The sequence below is a fragment of the Psychrobacter sp. CR212 genome (assembly GCF_059693765.1).
The window spans coordinates 149,415-172,502 of the sequence record NZ_JCATIF010000003.1 but is presented as its reverse complement, the minus strand read 5'-3'; the positions used below and the strand labels follow the sequence as shown (position 1 = coordinate 172,502).

The following is a 23,088-nucleotide window of genomic DNA, read 5'->3' as shown; positions in this document are numbered from 1 at the left end:
GTAAGACAAAAGAGCATAAAGGCACGTGGTAAACTATTCATCAATCGCTTTGTTCAAGCGTAAAATATTGAAGAGTGAACCAGCATGCCGTCTTTACCACCGCTATCATATTCAGTAGCATATGTTAAAGCATGTAACAATATCATAACAAGACTGTGAGTATTTAACCATCTACTCCTTTAAGAAAATATGAAATTAGTCATTTTTCAGCTAATTTCATATATGGGCGATAAATAATTTTTATTAAAAATATTTAAATTAAGCAGTCTCAGCCATAAACTTTTTATAAAACCTATTAAAAATTAAGTAAATTTTGAGAGCCTTATATATGACTGATATGAAAGAAACAAATCAAAGTATTGATAATCAGACGCTTGTCGCTAATTGGCAGCAAGTCAAAGAGCAAGTGACCCAAGCCTATGAACAGGCATCTGAGCGAGATAGTAGATCTGCCAACACTACCATTTTGCTAGCCGTGTCAAAAACCAAGCCTGCCAATATGATTGCTACTTTGGCGAATGAAGGACAGCAGCACTTTGGCGAAAACTATCTACAAGAAGCCATTGAAAAAATAAATACGCTAAAATCGAATCCTGCATGCGCGGATATCGTCTGGCATTATATCGGCAGTATTCAGCGTAATAAAACACGCGATATTGCCGAGCATTTTGATTGGGTGCAAACCCTTGAGCGCGATATCATTGCCAAACGTTTAAACGATCAACGCCCAGATGAGCTCCCAGCATTGAACGTATTAATTCAGGTAAATATTGATAACGAAGACAGCAAGTCAGGTTGCCTACCAGCAGAACTGCCAGCATTGATCATAGCGATTAAAGGCTATGAGCGCTTGCAACTGCGCGGGTTGATGATTATCCCTGCCAAAGCAGACACAGATGCCTTTGCTCGAACCAAGGCATTGTTTGACGATATCAAAGCCAGCCATCCAGAGTTGGATGCTTGGGATACACTTAGTATGGGGATGAGTGGCGATATGACAGAGGCGATAGACAATGGCTCTACTATGGTGCGTGTTGGTACGGCTATCTTTGGTGCGCGAGATTAGTTTTGTGCGCGAGACTAGAATGCTGCGTACTAGGCCAATTGAATAAATGATTAATTGGCCAATCAATCAAACCGTATCTTCTCGTTTGGTCACTAGCATTTGCGTGATTTTTAGATTGTCCGTTGCAATGATTTCAAACCGATAATTAGCATACTCGATCGTATCGGTCTTCTTAGGAATTTTGCGAAGCATATACATCATAAAGCCACTGATGGTCTCATAGTTCTCACTGCGCGGTAAATCGACGATATCTAATGCGCGAATGACGTCCTCAATAGGTGTCATTCCATCAATCAGCCATGAGTTGTCTGTACGCTGAACAATAGGCTGTTCCTCAAGCGTCACAAGCTCACCCATCACAATGCTCATCACGTCTTTGAGTGTGATAACACCAACCACGAGTCCATATTCATTCACGATGACAGCGAAGTCTGCGCCAGTCGATTTGAACATCTCTAATACTTCAAACAAAGACAACGTATCAGGTACAAAGAGCGCAGGCTTTAGCAGAGATTTGTTTGTCAGGCTAACCTCTTGCTGATTTAAAACCAAGGCCAGAAAGCTACGAGACTCTACATAACCCACGATATGTTCTAGGTCGTCATCATGGCAGACCAAAAACTTATTGTGTGGCTGCTCAATCATGATATTTACGACTTCTTCGGTACTTGTCTTGGTATCAAAATAAACGATATTTTCGCGTGGGTTCATCACTGAGGTGACGGTACGCTCCTGCATATCAAAGATATTTTCTATCAGATGATGCTCTTGCTTTTTTAGCACGCCTGCTTCAGCGCCTGCATCCATGACGGCATAGATATCTTCTGGTGTCATATCGTCTTGGCGAATGGTTGAGATACCAAAGGATTTAAAAAGGATATTTGCAGCGCCATCGAACACCCAGATAATGGGTTTTAATACAAAAATCAAGAGAATCATTGGGCGTACCAGTCGTACCGCTATCGCCTCAGCACTCGACATTGCCAAGCGTCTGGGCATGAGATCGGCAAGTAATGAAAACAGACTGGTGATGAGTACAAACGATATCACTGAAGCCACCGCTTCACTATTAAACATCTGCTCCAGATAAGGACTGATGGCTGACTCGCCCACAGCACCCGCCGAGATAGCAACCGCATTGAGTACTATCTGTACGACCGTGATAAAGCTCCCAGGATGATCCTGCATATTGAGGACATCAAGTGCGCGAACATCGCCTTCTTTTGCCATGATTTGCAATTTGATTTTGCGCCCTGCGGCAATCGCAATTTCAGCAGCAGAGACAAAGGTACTCAAGGCAAGTAGAAGGAGAAGAAAAACACTGGCAGTTAGCAAGCTCATGACATACTCGAAAAGAAGTAAAGAGGAATTGGGTCAAAAATAGTCAGTAGGTAAAGGGAGAAGATCAGAAGGTGGACGGTAAATTTGTTCATGTATAAAAACCAAAAAAGCTGGGCAAGCACCCAGCTAATAGGAAAAATTCGACGTTTTGTCAAACGATCTGACTTGCACCTTTCAACTCATAAATTCGTAAATCATATAAGCTGAAAGGCAAGTGCGATTTAGCCTTTAATTGACCACTTATTGACCAACGGATAGCGGCGTTCACGTCCAAAAGCTTTGTGGCTGATCTTTGTACCGATGGGCGATTGCAAGCGTTTATACTCGCTATTGTCTACCATCTTGATGACTTTTGCGACCATCTCAGCATCAAATCCTTTATCGATAATTTCCTGATAGCCCATATCTTCATCGATATAAGACATCAAGATACCGTCCAATACATCATAATCAGGCAAGCTGTCTTGATCTTTTTGATCTGGACGTAGCTCAGCAGATGGCGGACGAGTAATAACGCGCTCAGGGATGACAGGCGTGTCTTCTAGGCGATTGCGGTAGCTTGCTAACTTATACACTTGTGATTTATACACATCTTTTAGTACGTCAAAGCCGCCAGCCATATCGCCATACAATGTTGAGTAACCAACCGCTAATTCTGATTTGTTACCTGTCGTGATCACCAAATGACCAAACTTGTTGGAGAGTGCCATCAACACAACACCGCGAGCACGGGCTTGAATATTTTCTTCGGTTGTATCAGCTGGCGACTTGTTAAATAGGGGCGCTAACGTATGACGGATACCTTCGACGGCGTCGAAAATAGGACACACGGTATAAGAGACATTTAAGCGACGTGCTTGTGCTTGTGCATCTTCTAGACTGATTTGAGAGGTGTATTCGTACGGCATCATGACGGCATAGACCTTGTCAGCGCCCAACGCATCGACCGCGATACAGAGCGTCAGTGCTGAATCAATACCACCTGATAGTCCAACAATAATGCCAGAGAATCCTGAGTGATTGACATAGTCGCGTAGACCGACGACCAATGCCTGATACATCTCAGACTCACGGCTTAGGGTTAACGGCGCTTTGGCTTGACTATTGAATTTAGCCGTTTTGACATCTAAAGTGGCCAATAATAACTGATTCATGAAACGCGGTGCTTCATGGGCCACGCTGCCATCGGCTTGCACAGCCATAGAGCCGCCATCAAATACAAGATCGTCTTGACCGCCAACTGCATTGACATAGACGATAGGCAAGTTATTTTCGCGGCTGCGCTTGGCAAGCATGGCTTTGCGGTTGTTTTGTTTTTCAATCTCAAAAGGTGAGGCGTTTAAGCTAACAATGAGGTCAGCACCTTGTTTTTTGAGTTCAGCAATCGGGTTTTTGTCCCACAAATCTTCACAAATGAGCAGGCCAATCGTAATGCCTTTATAGTCAAATAAGACTTGATTGCGACCTTTATCAAAATAACGGCGCTCATCAAATACACCATAGTTTGGCAACATCTGCTTGTGATAGAAGCCCTTTTGATGACCATTATGTAAGATAGCAGCGGAGTTAAAAGTACCGTGATGATCGACATGCGGATAGCCGACAATCATGACGATATCGTCGATATCACTCAAGGTAGATAAGGCGCTTTTGACACGGCCTGATAGGCTTGGGCGTAGCAATAAATCTTGCGGAGGATAGCCTAATAGCGCCAGCTCTGGAAATACGATAACGTCAGCACCTTGTTCGCGTGCTTGTAATGCAAGCGTGCGCATTTTTTCAACGTTGGTTGCGATATCGCCTACCAAAAAATGTGACTGCGCTAAAGCAAAAGTGACCGTATCTTGTGGTTTGTTGGTCTTGCTGGCTTCATGTGAGGGGTTAAGATTGGGATTATCAGTGTCTTTTGACATTGTTATTGTTCCTATCGATATATTATTAAAATTTGGTGAGTCTGTATTGATTTAAAATAAAATCAAAGTAAGTCCGAAATTCATTCAAAACTGCGTGCTTGCTTATCAAGCTCGAATGTTGAGTTGATATGACAAGCCTAAATCCTACATAATTGCTTAGACAATGCTTAAAAGCATAATTGCTTATGCCTCCTATCCCAAATGATCGTGCCATCCTAAAATGAGATCTTATGATAGTCTAGAAGAAGACGATACAAGAGGGTCTGGAATCTGCTTTGATAGATGCGATGTTTATGCAACGACAAAAATAAAAGCGTACAAATGCACTTAACTATATTGAAAAGCTTAAAATAATTGCTTTAGTATAACATCAATTGTCGTGACAAATAGAACGCACCAGTGAATTCCCTGATAAGATTGCAGTTTAATAGCTGAATATAAAAGCAGCTGCGATGACACTGTTTTTCACAGTAAATCCATGCATTATGCGCTAGTCATTCCGGTCATCATCTAGTAAGCTTGCATAGACAAAGTTGTAAGTAAAGATTACAACATAGCGTTATATAATTATCATAATCTATTGCATAATGGAGCGTAATAGCTGCGTTTTTCGCGATGTTATTTATCAGAGTGATAGTTTGTAAATACGCAGTATTGCCATGTGATTTAATGGGTTTGACACCGTTTTTTCTTTATATACTTATAATCTACCATCCTCGCTAATGGATACAGTTTATGGACAGCGTCTATAAGCTGATGTTCATCACACATTTATAAACTTGCCAGCAAAATTATCTTTTGCTGTCCGCTCTTGGTTTATACGCTATGATTGAAAATTGGACAAAAGAATTTATTATCCAGCGCTTGCTTGCGATTACTTTGCTGGTTGCGCTGTTCGTATTATGCTTTAAAGTGGTGCAATTTTTTATTGTACCGGCATTGTGGGCGGCAATTTTGGCGTATGTGACGTTCCCTATTTATGAGTTTTTTCACGAAAAAGTTAAACTGAGTCCAGATTTTAGCGCTGCCATTATGACCGTGAGCATCTCCTTGATAATAGGTGTGCCACTGGTTATTGGGGTGTTTATTTTGCAGCAAGAAGCGTTAAGCCTAATCAGTAATTTGGTCTATCGTATTAAAGTGGGCTATTTGGATGTGCCTGACTCATTTAAAGACTTACCGATTATCGGTCAGCAAATCAAAGACGTACTGTGGCGAATCAATAAAAACCCAGAAGGCACGCTAGAAGCCTTCCGTCTTTGGGTTCAGTCGCACTTGTATTATGGCAAGGTAGCATTTGACGTGGTGTTCAGTGGTCTGGCTAAGCTGGGTATGGCGCTGATGACACTATTCTTTTTTTATCGTGATGGCACCAGTCTGGTTCGCCAGATTCGCCAAGCGCTGCGTAACATCATCGGCAATCGCATCGACGGTTATATCGACTCTGTAGGTACAACCACGCGTGCGGTGGTATACGGCATCGGGCTGACGGCATTGGCTCAAGCGCTATTGGCTGGTATCGGCTATTACTTCGCTGGTGCGCCAAGCCCTATCTTATTGACCATTGTCACGTTTATTATTGCGTTGATTCCCTTTGGTACGCCATTTGTTTGGGGCGGTGTTTCTGTCTGGCTCTTGAGCCAAGGACATACTGCAGAAGGAATTGGTCTGGCACTATGGGGCGTGTTTGTTATTAGCTGGGTGGATAATCTCATTCGACCTATTGTTATTAGCGGCGCAACCAAAATCCCATTTATTATTATTTTTATCGGTGTGTTGGGCGGTCTAACCGCATTTGGGTTTGTTGGATTGTTCATCGGCCCTGTGGTACTGGCTATCGGTCTTGCCGTATGGCGCGAGTGGATATCGCAGCACAAAAATGAGATATTTGCGCCGCAAGGCGTCACGCTCTCTGACTCAAATGCCATAGCGCCAGTACATAATCCAGCACAAGACACAGTCAGTGGAAATGAGTCTACATAGAAAACCCTTATCGATAGAGAAAATTGCCAATGACAAACAATGATATTGCAGATGCTATGGACAATAAGATAAACCAGATGGCCAAAGGTATCACGATCGTTGCTGATAGCAATATCGCTAGCCTGAATGATTTTTTTAATGACGCTACATTAGGTCAGTTGTCTGGGCAAACAGTCAAAATTATACCGGTCGCTGGTCGTGATATTGACGCAAAGCTGCTGTCTGAAGTACAGCCAGATATTTTGTTAATACGCTCGGTCACGCAAGTCAATGAGGCGCTGTTGGCTGATAATCAAAGTGTGCAATTTGTTGGCTCAGCGACTATCGGTACAGATCATGTCGACCAAGACTATTTAGCGATGCGCAATATTACTTTTGCCAATGCCGCTGGTTGTAGTAAGCACTCTGTGGCTCAGTATGTACTGACAGCTATCTTGACTCTGCGTCCAAACTACTGGCAGCAGCCTGTGACACTCGGTATTATCGGCCTTGGCAATATTGGCAGTACGCTTGCTCAATATGCCAATGATCTGGGCTGGCAGGTACTCGGATACGATCCACTATTACCAAGCTCTACTATTAATAATGCCAGCCTTGAGCAGGTGCTCTCTCAAAGTAACGCGGTGAGTTTGCATGTGCCTTTGACAAGTGAGAAAGTTGATAGTGATGCTAAAGGCAGTGACTATCCAACGCGTCATCTCATCAATGCAGAGACATTGGCCATGATGCCTGCTGATACCATATTGATTAATAGCGCGCGCGGCCCTGTGGTCAATGAAAATGATCTCAAGAACGATATTGCTCTTACTGGGCGACAAGTAGTTTTGGATGTGTTTGAGCATGAGCCAACGGTTGCTGATAGCCTCCTATCTAAGCTCAAAATCGCCACACCGCATATCGCTGGCTATACATTAGAGGGCAAGCTACGTGGTACACAAATTATCTATGATGCCTTGTGTGAGAAGCTAGGGATAATACCTGCTCAGTCTATGTCCAACCTGCTACCGCTTAACCTGTTTTTGTGGTCTGAGTTAAAAGCAAACCCAGACAGATTGTCAAAATTTTATGACATTATGCAAGATGATGCCTCGTTGCGAAGCAAAATATCTGATGAAAATCCTGACAAACAAGTGAATGGCGCTGACTTTGATGGTTTGAGGCGTGATTACCACTTGCGCCGTGAGTGGCAATCCTAATCTAGCAATTTAACAATACTATTCTTAAAAACATAAATAATCTACGTCATTGAGGCATTATTATTTATGAATCACGGTAGACAGTCATGAGCCAATCAAGCAGTACCTCTAGTAATCAACCTAACTACGCACCAACCATGACACTAGCAATGGCACAGCAGCGTGCCAAGTTTATCGGTGATATTCGCCAGTTTTTTATCAGTCGTCAGGTACTGGAAGTGCAGACGCCGCTCTTGTCGCAAGCGGGGAACACCGACACTTTTTTGCAATCAGTGGCAGCGCACGTGACCTATCAAGATCGTCCTAGTACTTATTATTTGCATACGTCTCCTGAGTTTGCGATGAAGCGTTTATTGGCGAGCTGGCAAGTGCCTATTTATCAGATTTGTCCTGTGTTTCGGGATAATGAGATAGGCCTGCGTCATAATATCGAATTTACGATGTTAGAGTGGTACCAGCCCAATTATAGTCTCGATGATATGGCAGGTGAGCTTAATGAGTTGCTTACGGCGCTTTATGGTCATCCAATGGTGATGAGCCATTATCGCTATGTCGATGCTTTTATGGATTTTGTCGGTATACATCCACTGACAGCGAGCCTATCTGCGCTCCAAGCGGTAGCAGAAGATAGAGGGTTGATAGGGTTTGATTTTAATGATGCTGATGATAGCGAAGCAAATCGTCGCCAGAGCTGGTTAGACTTACTATTTAGTCATGCAGTAGAGCCAAATTTGGGACATGATTTGCCGACACTGATCATAGAATATCCACCTGCGACAGCTGCATTGGCAAAGACAGCGCTAGATAAAGAAGGCAATAAAATAGCGAAACGTTTTGAGCTGTATATCAATGGGATTGAGATTGCCAACGCTTATGATGAGCTGGCAGATGGTCCAGCATTGCGAGCACGTTTTGAGCAAGACAATCAATTACGCCAGCGTCATCATCTGCCGCAAATGCCGATTGATGAGCATTTAATTGCTGCATCTGATGACTTGATTCCTTGTAGTGGTATTGCGGTCGGTGTTGATCGATTGCTCATGGTGATAACGGGCGCAAAAACTTTAGAGGAAGTGATTGCTTTTCCGAGCGGTCAAGCATAACCAACAGATAGTTTTTATTCATAGCAGCAAGAAAAAAGGTCGTTACCGATTTACCAATTGAGTATTGGCGAATCGATAACGACCTTTTTTATAATCTGATTCAGTGATTTGGCTTACGTAGTTATAGCTTGGCAGTCAAATCTACCTAAACAGTGATGGTTTATACTGTAGCAATGGCTTCATTGATGTCGATATCACCATTGTGCAAGTTGAATACTTTTCCAATAGTATTATCGGCGGTTAGGACAGCCGCCAGTGTCGTTGCGACATCTTCAATAGCATTTTCACCAGAGCTGGTATCATTGATAGTGATTTTGCCTGTACCGTCACGCTCTTTCAGTGCACCCGGCTGTACGATTGTATAGTCGAGTGAGCTATTATTCACGAGCCAATGATCAGCGTAATGCTTAGAGATATAGTAGTCTTTTAGATCTGCAATGTTAGGGTTGTTATCCCATTTCTCAGTTTCTAGTGAAAAGACAGAGCTAAGCATAATATAGCGTTTGATACCTTTGTCTTGCGCGGCTTGCATGGTCTTTACTGCACCGTGTAAGTCGACCTCTAATACATCTTTACCACCAGATCCTGCAACAAAATAGACAGCATCAATATCTTGATCCAGTTGTTTCTCGATAGACTCTTTGCTGGCGGTAATATCCAAATCTAGCTGAGTATAGCTGTCATTGTCAAACAGCTTTTTTTCTTGGCGAGTCGTACCAATTACTTGGTGTTCGTCAGCTAATAATTGCTTAACCAATTCACCACCGACACGGCCACTGGCACCAACGACTAAAATTTTCATAATCATTCCTATTGTTATTTACATTCTGTTATTTAAGCGATTCAGTGAATATTTTTATCTCAAAAACTGACTGTATCGTAACAAAAATAATCCGCACGCTTCGTTATAAAGCGTGCGGATTGGATAGGAGTTGGTTATAGAGTGTATACGGTTTGCAAGAAAGCAATATTTGCCAAGCAAGATTCGCTATCTAGAGGATAGTACTTTAATGAGATTAGAAGGGTAACAGCGCTAACGAACTAAGCGATTAAGACCGTCGGCAAAAGCTTTTTTATCGCGGTCGCCGTAGGGTTTTTGACCGCTCATCTCTTGCAGCTCTAGGACACCAGTACCGCGCATGGTGTCCATGAAGTCACGCATATTAAGCTTTTGCTTGATGTTATTTTTGTCATAGACCACGCCGCGTGTGGTTAGCACCAAGCCGCCTTTGTCCAAAATATCATTGGCTAAAGGTATGTCGCTCGTAATCGCCAAGTCGCCTGCCTGTATTTGCTCGACGATATAGTCATCAGCCTTGTCAAAGCCTGATGGTACAACCGTCATGACGAGTAGAGGAGATTTGCGTAGTTTGATTGGCTGGTTGGCGACGAATATCGCCATCGTTTTGGTACGTTCAGCCGTTTTGATAATCAAATCTTTGGCAATCAATGGTACGGAGTCGGCATCCACCCAAATTTGCATTATTTTTCGGCCTTCTCTGTCTTTGGCGACAATTCTGCCAGACTGTCTGCTTCACCACTGTTATCTTCTAAGACGTCGTTTTTAGCTGCAGCATCTGCGGTATTAGATTGAGTATCGATATTCGCGTACTCTTTGTCCAAACCTACTTTATTTGGCAATACGGCAACCAGCTTTGCCATAGCGGATTCTAAGTCAGTCACGTCATTGGGCATCAAGGTAATATGAGCAATCTTGCGATCATCACGCTCAGCTTTATGATAGCTATGATAGTGAGCGCCATCGATATTTAGCACGGCACTGATATCAGGATATTTGCCAAGTACGTTGACCATAATCGCTGGATGGACGTTGTCCGTATCACCGAGTGGTAAGTTGACCACAGCACGGATATGGTTTTCAAACTGGCTAGTAACCGCGCCTTCGATGCTCCAGTGGCCAGAGTTGTGTACACGCGGGGCAATCTCGTTCGCCAGTATCGTGGTATGACCGCGATCATCTTTGGTGACAAACAATTCAAGTGCCATGACGCCCACATAGCCTAGATGGTTCATGATTTTTGTAATAGCATCGGTCGCTTGCTGGAACAGATGACTGGTACCGACGGCAGGTGCTTGAGTTTTTGCCAAAATACCGTGGTGATGATGGTTTTCAACCAAATCATAACAGCGTACCTGACCGTCTTGCGCTCTTGCTGCAATGATAGAGACTTCACGATTAAAATTAATGAAACCTTCAGCAATCAATGGTGCAGGCGTTGGCGTGAGTGACCCTTTACCACTGACCGCGTCTTTTAGCGCAAGCCAAGCTGCTTTAATGTCACTCTCTTGTTTGATAACAAACTGACCTTTGCCATCGTAGCCACCGCGGCTGGTTTTCAAAACGATAGGCAGGCCTAACGCTTCACAAGCTTGTTTTAACTCAGCTTCAGAATGAACAGCCATAAATGGCACGGTGGCAATATCGAGCGTATTGAACATCTGCTTTTCTTTTAGACGGTCTTGGGCGATATCAAGCGCAATCAGTGGCGGGAACATACCTTGCTTGCTGCCAGATTTTGACACGCTCGTTAATTGCTCGACCGTAGACGTTGGTGTGTTCTCGAACTCTAGGGTAAAGACATCAGCGGCTGCGATAAAGTCTGCTAATTGATCGCTATGAAACACGTGACCGTATAGGCTGGCAGGGCATTCTGAATTGTCTTCTAAAAACACGCATTGGTAACCGAGTGGCATCGCGGCTTCGGCAAGCATCATACCAAGCTGACCACCGCCTAAAATACCGATGGTACGAATGGTTTGGGTAACAGGATAAGCGTTTGCTGTAGTCATGAAAGGCTCTTTGAATAAAAGTGAATGAGGTCTGTGTTGTATTAAAATTTAAAACGCAATGGGTGAAAATAGGAAAAGGTGCACTATAGGCACCTTATATCTAGTATGACTTACTTAAAAATAAAAAGTGGTAGCTCTTGTTTTTAGGCGATCAATACAAAATACCATGCTAAAAAAGCTAGTCACTCTATATTTATTTAAGAATTAATAATACCGGGTGTTGGGCTAGCGAGAATGGTCTCGGTTTGCGTCTGACGCATCTCATCCAGCTTAGTAGCAATCGTTTCATCATGCAAGGCCAAGACTTGAATCGCAAGTAGGGCAGCGTTATAAGCACCAGCGGTACCAATTGCCAATGTCCCAACAGCAACGCCTTTGGGCATTTGTACAATCGATAGTAAGCTATCCCAACCACTTAGCATAGAGGATTTTACAGGGACGCCAAATACAGGTAGTGGCGTTTGGCTGGCACACATACCAGGCAGATGAGCGGCGCCGCCTGCACCCGCGATGATCACTTGCAGACCATTGTCTTTTGCACTTTTGGCATAATCAAATAGCCTGTCAGGTGTACGGTGAGCAGAAACCACTTCACACTCAAAGGCAACATCAAAGTCTGCTAGCAATTGTGCCGCGACGCTCATGGTCGCCCAATCAGATTGCGAACCCATAATAATGCCGACTTTTGGCTGACCTGCAGGGGAGGTGATGGGACCGTTCTGATTAGCCGCAGTATTCGTGGTGCTCATGATTGGATATCCTCAAAAAGACCATCATACAAAAATTTTGCTACACTCGTAAAGCCAAGTTTGACTTTTAATAATGATAAGGTGTTAATAGCATTTATATCACTGGTTTATCTCCGCTTTTTTGTCATGATAATGCTGCACAAAGCGAGAAGCTGTCAGTGGTAATGGCCGTTCGGTATCCAACTGATAGCAAGTCAAGTAGCCACTATCTACCGCTGCCGAATAATCAGTACAGGCGACTTGTGGACTGAGTGGCTCAGGTGTACCAGTGAGCCAATAGTGACCGACAAATACAGGTTTATGTGTTTGTAGCGCAAAGTCAATATTTTCAGCCAGTGCATCAGGCGGTATTTGTGTCAATGCGGAGGACGGTGCACGAGCGACCTCACGAAGCGTGCGCTGGTTCAACGCATCAAGCCACCAACGCACCCGCACTCGTCTGCGTTCAGTACCTTCTTTATCTACCATAACGATGCCATCAGGCAACCCTGTCTCAACCCCTTTTAATACTCGCTCTAAGGCATCAAAAGCGATAGTATCTTCTTTAGCGGTTGCGATTAGACCTTCAGAGGTTAGGCAGTTGTTATCCGTCAGCAGTGGCCCTAGAACCGCCATGCTATCTACATCCCAGCAAGCATGGACGAAACAGGCATAATCTGTCTCAATCCACAGAGGTATCTCGTACAAGCGCTGCAACCAGTATTCGTGCTGCTCTGAGCCGAACGGTATCTCTGCCAAGAACGTTTCATGTTGGCATTGATGTACCGCATTATGTGAGCGCAGATACTGGCTAGAATCCTCAGGATCGAGCGTAGCATAAGCCAAGGCATTATATTCATGATTGCCCATCACGGCATCGGCCACGTCCGCGTCTAACATCGCAAAGACAATCTCTAATGTGGCCAGTTGCTGCGACCCACGGTCAATCAAATCGCCAATGAATAATGCCCTGTGACCTGCCGGTGGCACAAAATGCTGACCGTTATGCTCGTATCCTAATTGGTTTAACAAACCAACGAGCTTGTCTGCATAACCATGAATATCACCGATAATATCTATAATCATAATGAAATATTAAATCTCAAACGTAAAAGTAAACAACTTGATTAATTGTCCTGATTCAAAGAATTTCTATTTGAGAAAACAGTTTAAAAACCAGGCGACAATAAAGCATTTATAAAATGGGGTAGTACTTTAGGCTCTAAAATAATCGTAGCAATGACGCCAAATGCGCCGCCCCACATATGTGCCATATGATTGATTTTTGAGCCACCGCGTTTGTCCGCGTAAATACTATAAAATACATAAGCGACGGCAAACAGTATCGCAGGAATAGGAATAATGGCAAATAAGTAAATTCGCTCCCACGGTGCTAGCAAAATAAAGGCAAATAAGACTGCCGACACACCGCCTGATGCCCCAAGACTTAAGTAACTGGCATCGTCTTTATTTTTAAGGTAGCTTGGAATCATGGCAACAACAATAGCCAACACATAAAAAACCACAAAACCATAGCCGAACAAAAATGAACGATATAGCCCTTCAATAGCTCGGCCAAAGAAGTATAACGTAAACATGTTGAATAGCAGATGCATACTGTCGGCATGAATAAAGCCATGCGTGACAAAACGATCCCATTGTCCGTTATTTACAGCGGGTGGATAAAAGATAAGACGGTTGAGTAATTTCTTGTTTTGCCATGCTAATAAGCTGACAATAACAGTAATGATGATAATAAGGGTCGTATGGTTTAACAAAGGAAAATCCTTAGGCCGCGCCTGATAGGTGACAATGCAATAAATGGCAATGCGATAAATGACAATGTTCAAAGCCTAAGCGTTAGGGCTGAGTAAAAACAAATATGACCATTAATTAATATATTGATACTAAGTTAATATATTGATACTAAGTTCAAGTTGCTCGTAACGTAATTAGTTAATACTAACAGCAGTTATGCTGATACAAATATCTATTATGTGACAAAACGATGCATTTTTATGCTTTTATAGTGAGTAATGTAGCAGTGTATCATGTGAGATAAGTGAAACCTCTATATAGACGTCGATGCTAAAGAACGCTTGACAGTTTCAGGGCAAGTAGCCGTATATACAACGAACAATAAGTGCTTAATTTTTGCGGATTCAAAAAGTCGAGAGAGGCAGTGATCCATGAGTATTATCGATCAATTAGAACAGACCGTCACCCCCGCTATATTGGGCGAGCATAATCGCAGTGATAGCGTGGCTTATATCAGCTTGCTTGAGCAGTTTTATGCCATTTTAGCCACGCGCTTAGCGGTGCCACAGGTCTACTCGCAACTACTTCGTAACGATCAGGTGATGGCTAATGACAGTATTGCCGAGCGGCCTTTATTTGAGCAGCTATGGCAAGACCAAGTACTACAAAAAACGATTATCCAAAAGCTGTCAGCCGCGCATCATATTGATGAGTCGATCACTGCTCAATTGCTAATTAATGCAGCATCCTTAGCCTATCGTGAGCTAAAGGTTTTGGCTAATGGACAGTTTTTGCCAGCATTCTTGCAAGGAGAGCAGTCGACGCTGCGCCCATATTTACCTATATGGTCAGCGTCAGTTATCACTGCTACTCAAGGCGCTGGACACGAATCAATGTCAAACTTTGTCGCAGATGTCGCAGATGTCGCAGATAATGGTATCGCGCCATCAAGTGATACCGTACCGAATAAACTTAGTGAGCCTGATCTAAGTACTGACGCAGTCGCTGCAACGACAGCTACTACAGCCGCTTATGTGGAAAACGCTAATATAAGCGCTACTGACGCATTAAATGACGATGAGCATTTTGGTGACAGTAATGACGCTATCCATGCCAGTCCAGCAGCTCATCACTTGGCAGAAAATAGCAACATCAAGCGAGAGCGCGTGCGCACTCGCAATCAGCGAAACGACCTACTGATGCGAGTATTTTTATTGATAGTTGCACTGGCTGCGATGGCACTGGCTGCTTGGGCATTATTAATAAAACCCAAAAGCGACCTACCAGTAGAACCGGTTGCTGTCGCGCCTGTGGTTACTCCAGCACCGCCACCAGCACCAACGATGACTCCCATTGAGTTCATCGTTGGCGTAGATGATAGTGGCAACCTCTATACTTGTAGCGCGACGGTCGGTGATGCAGCGCTACAAAGCTCTTTACAACAGGCACTCAATACGAGCTTTGGTGAGCAGGCGAGTATATGTGAATTTACCGTACAGGATGGAATGGCAACTACTATCGCAAACATGCCTGCGGAGATATTGCCCAATGTCCTGACCATGCTCAGATCGACACCGTTCGCCCGTCTACACTTACAAAACGATCGTCTGACAGTAGAGGCGCCGGATGACATGCTACTACAACAATTGGTCACAAACGTACGTAGTTTAGCACCAACCATGGCAGTCGATAGTACTGCGCCATTGCCACTGCCTAACAACAGTAATGGTGATACGACATATGGTATGGCTGGCACTAATGGCGTAAACAATCAACTCGGCGATGGAACAGGCGCTAATAACCAATACAGTAATGACGGTATGAGCAATGGTACTGGAGAATATCAAGCCGCTGATGATGAGACCGGTGATCTTGTGATACCTGCTCCTCAATCTAGTAGTGGCGGGCTTAGTAACAACGCTAATGGCTTGCCTAGCAATGCGCCCAGTAATCTTCCTAGTATTCCTAGTAATTCGCCTTCTGGTAGCAGAACGAGTAGACCAGCAGGTCCTATTTCTGAGTCAGAGGTAGATGACATGGCGAGTAGTGTGATCGTTGCAGAACCGGCACAAGTCAGATAAGCAGGTATATTATATGAGCAAACATATCAGGCGAGACAATCGAATACACTTAGTCTGAGTGCCCTTTTATAAGTGCTCTGTATATTAAGTAAAGAAGCGGTATGAATATCTCATAGCGCTTTTTTTTGATAATTATTTCGCTCTTTTTTATATTCATTGTATGCAGATTAGAGAATGAGCGACTCTAACCATGATTCAATTGTTATTAACTTGTACCTGAATGCACTGGTAGTTACGCGTACAGGCTCAAATATTACTTAATGTATCATTTGCACAACAACGCGGCGACTGTAAATACAGACTTAACAATTTTATAATGTTTATGAATAAATATTCTTATCAGGTAAAAAAGGTTCTTACAAAGACATTTTTTGAATTAAATAAACGCAGAATATTAAATAATTTTATAGGTTAAGCCATTGAATGCTACCAATAAAAGTTAATAGGAGAATTATATTATGGATATTATCAGTCATTTGACGCGTACCGTCAGTCCAGCTGTATTAGCGGATGATCACAGTCCTGCTAAGGCAAATCTTCTTGAGCAGTTTTATGCCATTTTTGCTGCCCGTCTTGCAAATGATGAGACATATAGTCGATTTGCCAATGAGAATATCGCGCGTGACGACAATGCTTTTTATGATCGCGTGTGGACAGAAGGCGCGCACCGTGACCAAATCTCTCGTGAGCTCGCTAATGCACATGGTGTCGATGAGACCGCTTCTCGTGGTCTGATAGCTATGGCAGCGCCCCTTGCTTTTCACGAAATCAAAAGCTTGGCTGGTACTACCCCTGTACCGCAATTTCTCAATGACAATCTCAATAGTTATCAGCATCATATCCCTGCATGGGCGGGGGCTGTCTTACCTGCGAGTGCCATTGCAGCAACTCCTGCTGCGGCGCCTATATCCGATACGGTCAGTACCGCGCCACTACAGAAAGAAAAAGAGCCACAAGGCAGCTTTATGAAAGCCCTATTACCGATTATCGGTTTGATTATTTTGGGTGCATTGGCTTGGGCTTTATTAAGAGGCTGTCAGGAGAACCCTGAGCCTGTTGCTACGCCGATGGCTACCGCGCAGCAAGACGACCAAGGTAATGAGCAAGCAGTAGTAGCAACTGACATCGAGCCTGCCTCACTCCGTATCGCCACTGGCGAAAATGGTGAGCTATACGCTTGCCGCATGAACGTAGGTAATGAGACACTACAGACGACAGTGATGAATGCGTTAACAGGCGCTTTTGGTGATGAGGCCAATAAATGCCGCGCTGATGTCGATGATAATTTTGCCATAGATATGCCAGCCGCTGCACAGCTTACTACGATATTGCCGATCGTCAAAAATGTACCGAATGCTAGCATGGTGATTAAAGGCGATACCATCACGGTCAATGCACCTGATGATGCGGTATTGGCCCAATTGGTGACTGATCTACAAGCCGCTGCACCAGCGATGATGGTAGAAGCTGAAGGTCCATTAGATCTACAAGGTGAGATTGACGAGAGTGTGGCTGCTGCAGATGCTGCTATGACCAATCTCGGTGACGATCCAGACCCACGTGATGTCGCGCGTGCTCTGAGCCTTCAAGTTATCAACTTCCAAGTGGATGAAGCTGTCATCCCTGATGTCAATAAAGCCATTCTTGATCGTGCTGCAAAAATCATCAATGAAGTGCCTGACATGAACCTGATGATTATCGGTCATACAGATAGCCAAGCATCGGATGCTTACAACATGGAGTTGTCTCGTGAGCGTGCTGAGTCAGTAAAAGAGTATCTGGTGGCTCAAGGTGTTGATGCGAGCAAACTTAGTACGAAAGGTATGGGTGAAACAGATCCTATCGCTGATAACTCAACTGAACAGGGGCGTTTCCGTAATCGCCGGATTGAGTTTATGGTCAATGACAAAATGGTCGATCTGAATGATGACATGATCATCAACAGCGACTCGCTTGACCCAGATTTGAATCCGCTAGACAGCAATAATGATGATTTGTTGCCTGATGGCGATGATGCGACTCAAGGTACTGCGGTAGATCCAACGAATTAAGCAAAAATCATCTAATTTGGTAGTAGTTAAGTCTAAAAAACCGCACCTTAACGTGAACCGATCCCCGTAAGTTGTGTCCAACTTATGGGGGGCAGTTCATAAAGATGCGGTTTTTTATTTGCCAAATTTTTCAACGGTTTCGTATGAATACAAGGCTACTTATAATCAGTAGGGTCTTTTGATTCATTGGCAGGTTTATCAACTTGTGTATCAGACTCAACGTTAAAAAAGCTCTGAGTGACATTGTTCTTTGCTTGTTGCCAATAATCAAACTGCTGGCAAGTAGACTCAAGATCACCTTGCCACTTCGGTATATTGCCGCACATGGTTTTGATACGCTTCTGGTTAGGATAGGGTAGTTCTTGCGCCGCTGCCGCCGCTTCATGCGCGGCAACGCGATCATTACATACCAAAGCGATATCGCAGCCAGCTTCAATGGCCGCCTTTACACGAGCGCTGACATCGCCAGCAGCCTTTGCCCCTGCCATTGATAAATCATCAGAGAAAAGCACACCATCGAACGCGAGCTGATCACGAATGATATCTTTTAGCCAAATTTTAGAAAATCCAGCGGGTTTGTTATCTACTTGCGAAAAAATCACATGCGCTGGCATCAAAGCATCAAGCAGTGACAGCGTTTGCGCAAAAGGTTGCATGTCACTATTGATGATCTCGTCCAAGCTACGTGTATCGATGGCCTCTGATACATGAGAGTCAGGAGCGATAGCGCCATGACCAGGGAAATGCTTGCCAGTGGTGGCCATGCCAGCCGCTTTCATGCCGCGCATAAACTGCGTGGCTAGGGCAACGATTGTTTGTGGCTCCTGATGAAAGCTACGGTCACCGATAACTTGGCTGATACCATCTCTATCCAGCACGGGCGCAAAGCTCAAATCAATACCTACTGCCATCACTTCGGCTGCCATCAGATAGCCACAGTCGTATGCGCAGCTGAGCGCACGGCTTGGATCGTGATTGAATAACTCACCAAGCCTACCCATAGCAGGTAGCGGTGTGAACCCTTCACGCAGCCGTGCGACTCGTCCGCCTTCTTGGTCCACCCCGATCAGGATGTCTGGGTTGTGGTACCGGATATCGTCACATAATGCGCGTACTTGGGCTGCATCAGCGACGTTGCGTCCAAACAATATGACCCCGCCAATCTGTGCTTGTTTGATCAAGCTGACGTCTTCTGCGGTCAGTGCGGTATTATCGATATCAATCATTAAAACGCCGTACATTGCGTCATCCTTATTTTTTTGTGTATTGTTATATTATGGGGTTGACCGATCATCGATGTCCAATCGCTTAGCAGTCATTACTCATGCACTTTATTATGACAGTTATTATCAATTGAGCCTAATGTGGCAGATTATTGGCATCAAATCAATTTGTGGGTAGTCGGCGAATTAATGCTAATAGCCTTAAGTCGCTATGTGTGATAAAAGTGATAGAAAGTTTGGTATGTGCAGGCGTTGCGTGTAAGATTGCTTATACAGTTTGAGACAGTTCAGTATTTATGCACATGATAATATTGATTTTTGACTATATATCAGGATTCGATAATAAGCGTCAGAATCTGTACTCAGAATCTATATATTATTCAGAATCTATATATAAAGGCGACGGAATAATAAAGCTATAGCGTTGTAAGCTCATAGTAATAAGTAAGCTAAGGCAAAGTAAGACAGACATTGAGCAAAAACAGACGACAGTCATGGGCAATAATACATTCATCAGTTTTTAATTTTTATAACACAAATAATATCACTAACTTCAAATAACTAGGTACATATGATGAAAAAACAACCAGCACAGTGGTTACTCAGTGCAGCGTCAGTGGGCATCGCCGGTATTATCCTGACACAAAGCTACGGTACTGCCGTAGCAGAAACCAATACGGGAAGTTTTGTTCAGACACCTGAGCAAAAGGTCACTACTCGCCAAGTTGCCGCTTTGCTGGATCGCAGTCATTACCTTAATCAGCCATTAGATAGTAAAACCGGTAGCGAAATCTTATCAATGTATATTGATAGTCTCGATCCAAACCATACCTTGTTTTTGCAATCTGATGTCGATGAGCTGAAGAAAAAGCATGCCGATGATTTTGGCGCTCGCCTCAAGCAAGGCGACCTATCCGCAGGGGTAGAAGTCTTTGATCGTTATCGCAAACGCTCAAACGAATACTTTGCCATGGCAACCAAGATGCTCAAGAAAGATATTGATTTGACCGGTGATGACACCATCATTCTTGATCGTGAAAAGCTCGGACATTTCAAAACCAAAAAAGAGCAGCGTGACTATTGGGAACGTCAGCTAAAGTTTCAGCTGATGAGTATTACGCTGGGACAAGAAGACGAAAAAGCCAAAGAAAAAGTGTTTTTAAGCAATCCAGATATCACTCGTGGACAGGACTTGGTACGCAACGATGAACGTACGCCAAATGAGATTTTGCAAAATCGTTTGTCGCGTCAGCAAGAGCAGTTTAAGCGTCTCAAAGATGACGAAATCATGGAGACGATTCTAAACACCGCCATGCTGACCTATGATCCGCACAGTAACTACTATGCGCCGATTCAAGCAACTGAGCTGCAGATTCAGTCGAGTTTGCAGCTAGAGGGTATCGGTGTTTCTATCCGTCCTGATCGTAAAAACCCAGATTACACCCGTATCGTGACCTTAGTCGATGGTGGCCCAGCCGCCAAATCTGGCCAAATTAAGCCCAATGACTTGATCGTGGGTATCGCAAAAGATGGCGAAACCATGACGGACGTGGTTGGCTGGTCAACGCGTGAGATCGTCAGCTTGATTCGTGGTAAGCGCGGTACATCGGTCACGCTCAAGCTGCGTCAACCTAATACGCCAGATGCCAGTGCCCGTACGGTCACTGTGGTGCGTGATATTATCCAGCAAGAAGAATCAGGCGTGACGCAGCGAGTGGTCGAGGTGCAGCGTCCTAATATCGACAAAACACCAAAACGCATTGGTGTTCTTGAGATACCGAGCTTTTATCTGAACTATCGTGCGCGCCGTAATGGTGAGGACTACCGTAGTGTCAGTATCGATACTGAAAAAGCGTTAAAAAAATTGAACGAAGAAAATATCGATGGGCTCGTGGTGGATTTGCGCAACAACCCTGGCGGCTCGTTAGATGAAGTTGCCAAAATGCTAGGATTCTTTATTAAAAGCGGTCCATTGGTACAGATTCGTGATAATCGTGGCAATATTCAAGTATACCGTGATAATGATGGCGGCGAGCAGCTCTATGACGGCAAAATGGTCGTCCTAACCAACCTAGCATCGGCCTCAGCCAGTGAAATTTTTGCCGCTGCTATTCAGGATTATGGTCGTGGATTGGTGGTTGGTAGCACAACGACAGGTAAAGGCTCTGCGCAGATTCAGCTTGATAGCTTGGCGTTAGGCTCTGCAACTTTAACTCAGCGTAAGTTCTACCGTATCACAGGTGGTAGTACGCAGAATAAAGGCGTGGTACCTGATGTTGAATTGGTCAATATCTATGATGATGCGACCTTTGGCGAACGCGCCCAGAAAAAAGCCTTGCCTTGGGATACCATCAGAACGGCGCCTTATAAGCCTGAAGGGAAGTTTGCCAATGACACTTTAGCGACGCTCAATCAGCAGTCTAAAATTCGCCAAGAGAAAAATCCGCAGTTTGTGTATCTGTCGACGCTGAATGATATTCGTAATATGGATGATGAGAAAAAACCAGTTCGTTTAGATATTAACAGCCGCCGCGCCAAAATGCAGCTGATTGAAAAGCGTTCGTTAGAGGCTGAAAATAGACGTCTGATCGCTACTGGTGAACGCCCCTATTCTAATTGGAATACGTATCAGGCCGCGATGGATGCAAAGTTTGAAGAGCGTAGCCGTATGAAAGCTGCTGAGCGTCCAGAGCTGCCAGAAGATGAAGCCTTTATTAATGAAGCGGCCTACCTAATGCTAAGTGCTGAACCCAAGACCTTACTCAGTCCTGAAGAGAAAATATAAGGGGTTATACGATAGTTAGTATTACCATGTAAGCATATGCTTACATGGATTGACGTTTAGACCACTTACTAGTGATAGGACAATCTGCGATTATAACTGTACGGCACGATTCATTGATACTAGGGATTGGTATCTTAAAGGTCGCATCAGGGATAAGTGGTTTGCTGATTAGGGATGATAAGGCTGGATGCCTGTTAGTTATGAGATACCCCGGGATTAGGTATCACATCACGCTAACATGGATGGTTAGTAATAAAAGCCGCATGACGCTTGTCGTTATGCGGCTTTGTTATGTCTGGATCTAAGAGTTATTTCTGGCGCTAGCTTACGCTTCTTTGATAGATTTGTGAGAATGGCTATTGAGCTTAAGGATGCTCACAGAAGCGCAATGAATGCTTCATTGTTAGAACGCTCTTTTTATCTACATCTAATCAATAAGCACTTATGACAGACATAAAAAAAGGCCAGTAGACAGTGCTACTGGCCTTTTTGATGAGAGGATAAGCTCAAATATAACCTATTCTCTAACCGTCTCACGATACTCTAGAAGAGATTAGTGCTCAACGCCACCTGCGCCATGTATATGGCCGTGGTTTAGTTCGTCTTCAGTTGCTGCACGTACTTCTTGGATTTCAACATCAAACGTCAAACGCTTACCAGCCAATGGATGGTTGGCATCAACAGTTACTTCTTGGTCGGTTACGTCAGTGACTGTCACTAGCATCACTTGGCCACCAGCTTCTGACTGGAACTGCATACCAGGCTGAATATCATCAACGCCTTGGAAGTTTTCGCGTGGTACGCGCTGTACCGCTTGCTCTTGATACTCGCCATAGCCATCAGCAGGCTCAACCACTGCGTTGACTTTTTCGCCAGCAGATTTGCCTTCTAATTGTGATTCTAGGCCTGGGATGATGTTGCTGTGACCGTGTAGATAAGCAAGTGGCTGACCTTCTGGAGACTGGTCAAGGATATTGCCTTCGTCGTCTTTTAATGTGTAATTGAATTTGACGGCAGTGTCTTTTGCGATAGTAGTCATAAAATATCCT

At 44.0% G+C, this 23,088-nt stretch carries 17 protein-coding genes; 7 read left to right on the top strand and 10 right to left on the bottom strand.

The window, feature by feature from the left end:
• Positions 1–337: 337 nt before the first annotated feature.
• A complete protein-coding gene (locus AC58CZ_RS07995) occupies positions 338–1,066 on the top strand; it encodes a YggS family pyridoxal phosphate-dependent enzyme (RefSeq protein WP_494224036.1) in 729 nt (242 codons plus the stop codon).
• A gap of 66 nt (positions 1,067–1,132) precedes the next feature.
• On the opposite strand, the gene paeA is transcribed toward AC58CZ_RS07995, so the two are convergent.
• A complete protein-coding gene (gene paeA / locus AC58CZ_RS07990; protein WP_494224037.1) occupies positions 1,133–2,407 on the bottom strand; it encodes a polyamine export protein PaeA in 1,275 nt (424 codons plus the stop codon).
• Between the two features lie 221 nt (positions 2,408–2,628).
• On the bottom strand, positions 2,629–4,320 hold the full coding sequence (locus AC58CZ_RS07985) for an NAD+ synthase (RefSeq protein WP_494224038.1): 1,692 nt from the start codon (positions 4,318–4,320) through the stop codon (positions 2,629–2,631).
• An 825-nt stretch (positions 4,321–5,145) separates the two neighbouring features.
• Here AC58CZ_RS07985 and AC58CZ_RS07980 point away from each other — a divergent pair.
• The 3 genes from AC58CZ_RS07980 to epmA all read left to right on the top strand — a co-directional run bounded on the left by AC58CZ_RS07980 (position 5,146) and on the right by epmA (position 8,602).
• Complete coding sequence (locus tag AC58CZ_RS07980; protein ID WP_494224039.1) at positions 5,146–6,303, top strand: AI-2E family transporter; 1,158 nt, start codon at positions 5,146–5,148, stop codon at positions 6,301–6,303.
• Between the two features lie 77 nt (positions 6,304–6,380).
• Positions 6,381–7,499, top strand: coding sequence for a DUF3410 domain-containing protein (locus AC58CZ_RS07975; RefSeq protein WP_494224130.1), 1,119 nt, complete (start codon positions 6,381–6,383; stop codon positions 7,497–7,499).
• 86 nt (positions 7,500–7,585) lie between these two features.
• A complete protein-coding gene (gene epmA, locus AC58CZ_RS07970; RefSeq protein WP_494224040.1) occupies positions 7,586–8,602 on the top strand; it encodes an EF-P lysine aminoacylase EpmA in 1,017 nt (338 codons plus the stop codon).
• Positions 8,603–8,762: 160 nt separating this feature from the next.
• Here epmA and AC58CZ_RS07965 read toward each other — a convergent pair whose 3' ends face one another.
• The 6 genes from AC58CZ_RS07965 to AC58CZ_RS07940 all read right to left on the bottom strand — a co-directional run bounded on the left by AC58CZ_RS07965 (position 8,763) and on the right by AC58CZ_RS07940 (position 13,919).
• Positions 8,763–9,404 carry an SDR family oxidoreductase gene (locus AC58CZ_RS07965; RefSeq protein WP_423726543.1) on the bottom strand — a complete coding sequence of 214 codons (642 nt, stop codon included), beginning with the start codon at positions 9,402–9,404 and terminating at the stop codon, positions 8,763–8,765.
• 231 nt (positions 9,405–9,635) lie between these two features.
• Entirely contained in the window at positions 9,636–10,085 is a 450-nt protein-coding gene (locus AC58CZ_RS07960; RefSeq protein WP_093067583.1) for a YaiI/YqxD family protein, read from the bottom strand.
• A complete protein-coding gene (locus tag AC58CZ_RS07955; RefSeq protein WP_494224041.1) occupies positions 10,085–11,413 on the bottom strand; it encodes a 5-(carboxyamino)imidazole ribonucleotide synthase in 1,329 nt (442 codons plus the stop codon). Before AC58CZ_RS07955 ends, AC58CZ_RS07960 begins: the two co-directional genes overlap by 1 nt.
• 197 nt (positions 11,414–11,610) lie before the next feature.
• Complete coding sequence (purE, locus tag AC58CZ_RS07950) at positions 11,611–12,162, bottom strand: 5-(carboxyamino)imidazole ribonucleotide mutase (protein ID WP_494224042.1); 552 nt, start codon at positions 12,160–12,162, stop codon at positions 11,611–11,613.
• A gap of 99 nt (positions 12,163–12,261) precedes the next feature.
• Positions 12,262–13,227, bottom strand: a complete 966-nt coding sequence (locus tag AC58CZ_RS07945; protein ID WP_494224043.1) for a metallophosphoesterase — start codon at positions 13,225–13,227, stop codon at positions 12,262–12,264.
• Positions 13,228–13,310: 83 nt separating this feature from the next.
• A complete protein-coding gene (locus tag AC58CZ_RS07940) occupies positions 13,311–13,919 on the bottom strand; it encodes a rhomboid family intramembrane serine protease (protein WP_494224044.1) in 609 nt (202 codons plus the stop codon).
• Positions 13,920–14,330: 411 nt separating this feature from the next.
• Here AC58CZ_RS07940 and AC58CZ_RS07935 point away from each other — a divergent pair, with 411 nt between their 5' ends.
• A complete protein-coding gene (locus AC58CZ_RS07935; protein ID WP_494224045.1) occupies positions 14,331–15,980 on the top strand; it encodes a hypothetical protein in 1,650 nt (549 codons plus the stop codon).
• A 458-nt stretch (positions 15,981–16,438) separates the two neighbouring features.
• Entirely contained in the window at positions 16,439–18,031 is a 1,593-nt protein-coding gene (locus tag AC58CZ_RS07930; protein WP_494224046.1) for an OmpA family protein, read from the top strand.
• Between the two features lie 155 nt (positions 18,032–18,186).
• Here AC58CZ_RS07930 and nagZ read toward each other — a convergent pair whose 3' ends face one another.
• On the bottom strand, positions 18,187–19,272 hold the full coding sequence (gene nagZ, locus AC58CZ_RS07925) for a beta-N-acetylhexosaminidase (RefSeq protein ID WP_494224047.1): 1,086 nt from the start codon (positions 19,270–19,272) through the stop codon (positions 18,187–18,189).
• Between the two features lie 556 nt (positions 19,273–19,828).
• Here nagZ and AC58CZ_RS07920 point away from each other — a divergent pair.
• A complete protein-coding gene (locus AC58CZ_RS07920) occupies positions 19,829–22,039 on the top strand; it encodes a carboxy terminal-processing peptidase (protein WP_494224048.1) in 2,211 nt (736 codons plus the stop codon).
• 553 nt (positions 22,040–22,592) lie between these two features.
• Here the strand turns inward: AC58CZ_RS07920 and AC58CZ_RS07915 are convergent.
• Complete coding sequence (locus AC58CZ_RS07915) at positions 22,593–23,078, bottom strand: FKBP-type peptidyl-prolyl cis-trans isomerase (protein WP_494224049.1); 486 nt, start codon at positions 23,076–23,078, stop codon at positions 22,593–22,595.
• Positions 23,079–23,088 lie beyond the last annotated feature (10 nt).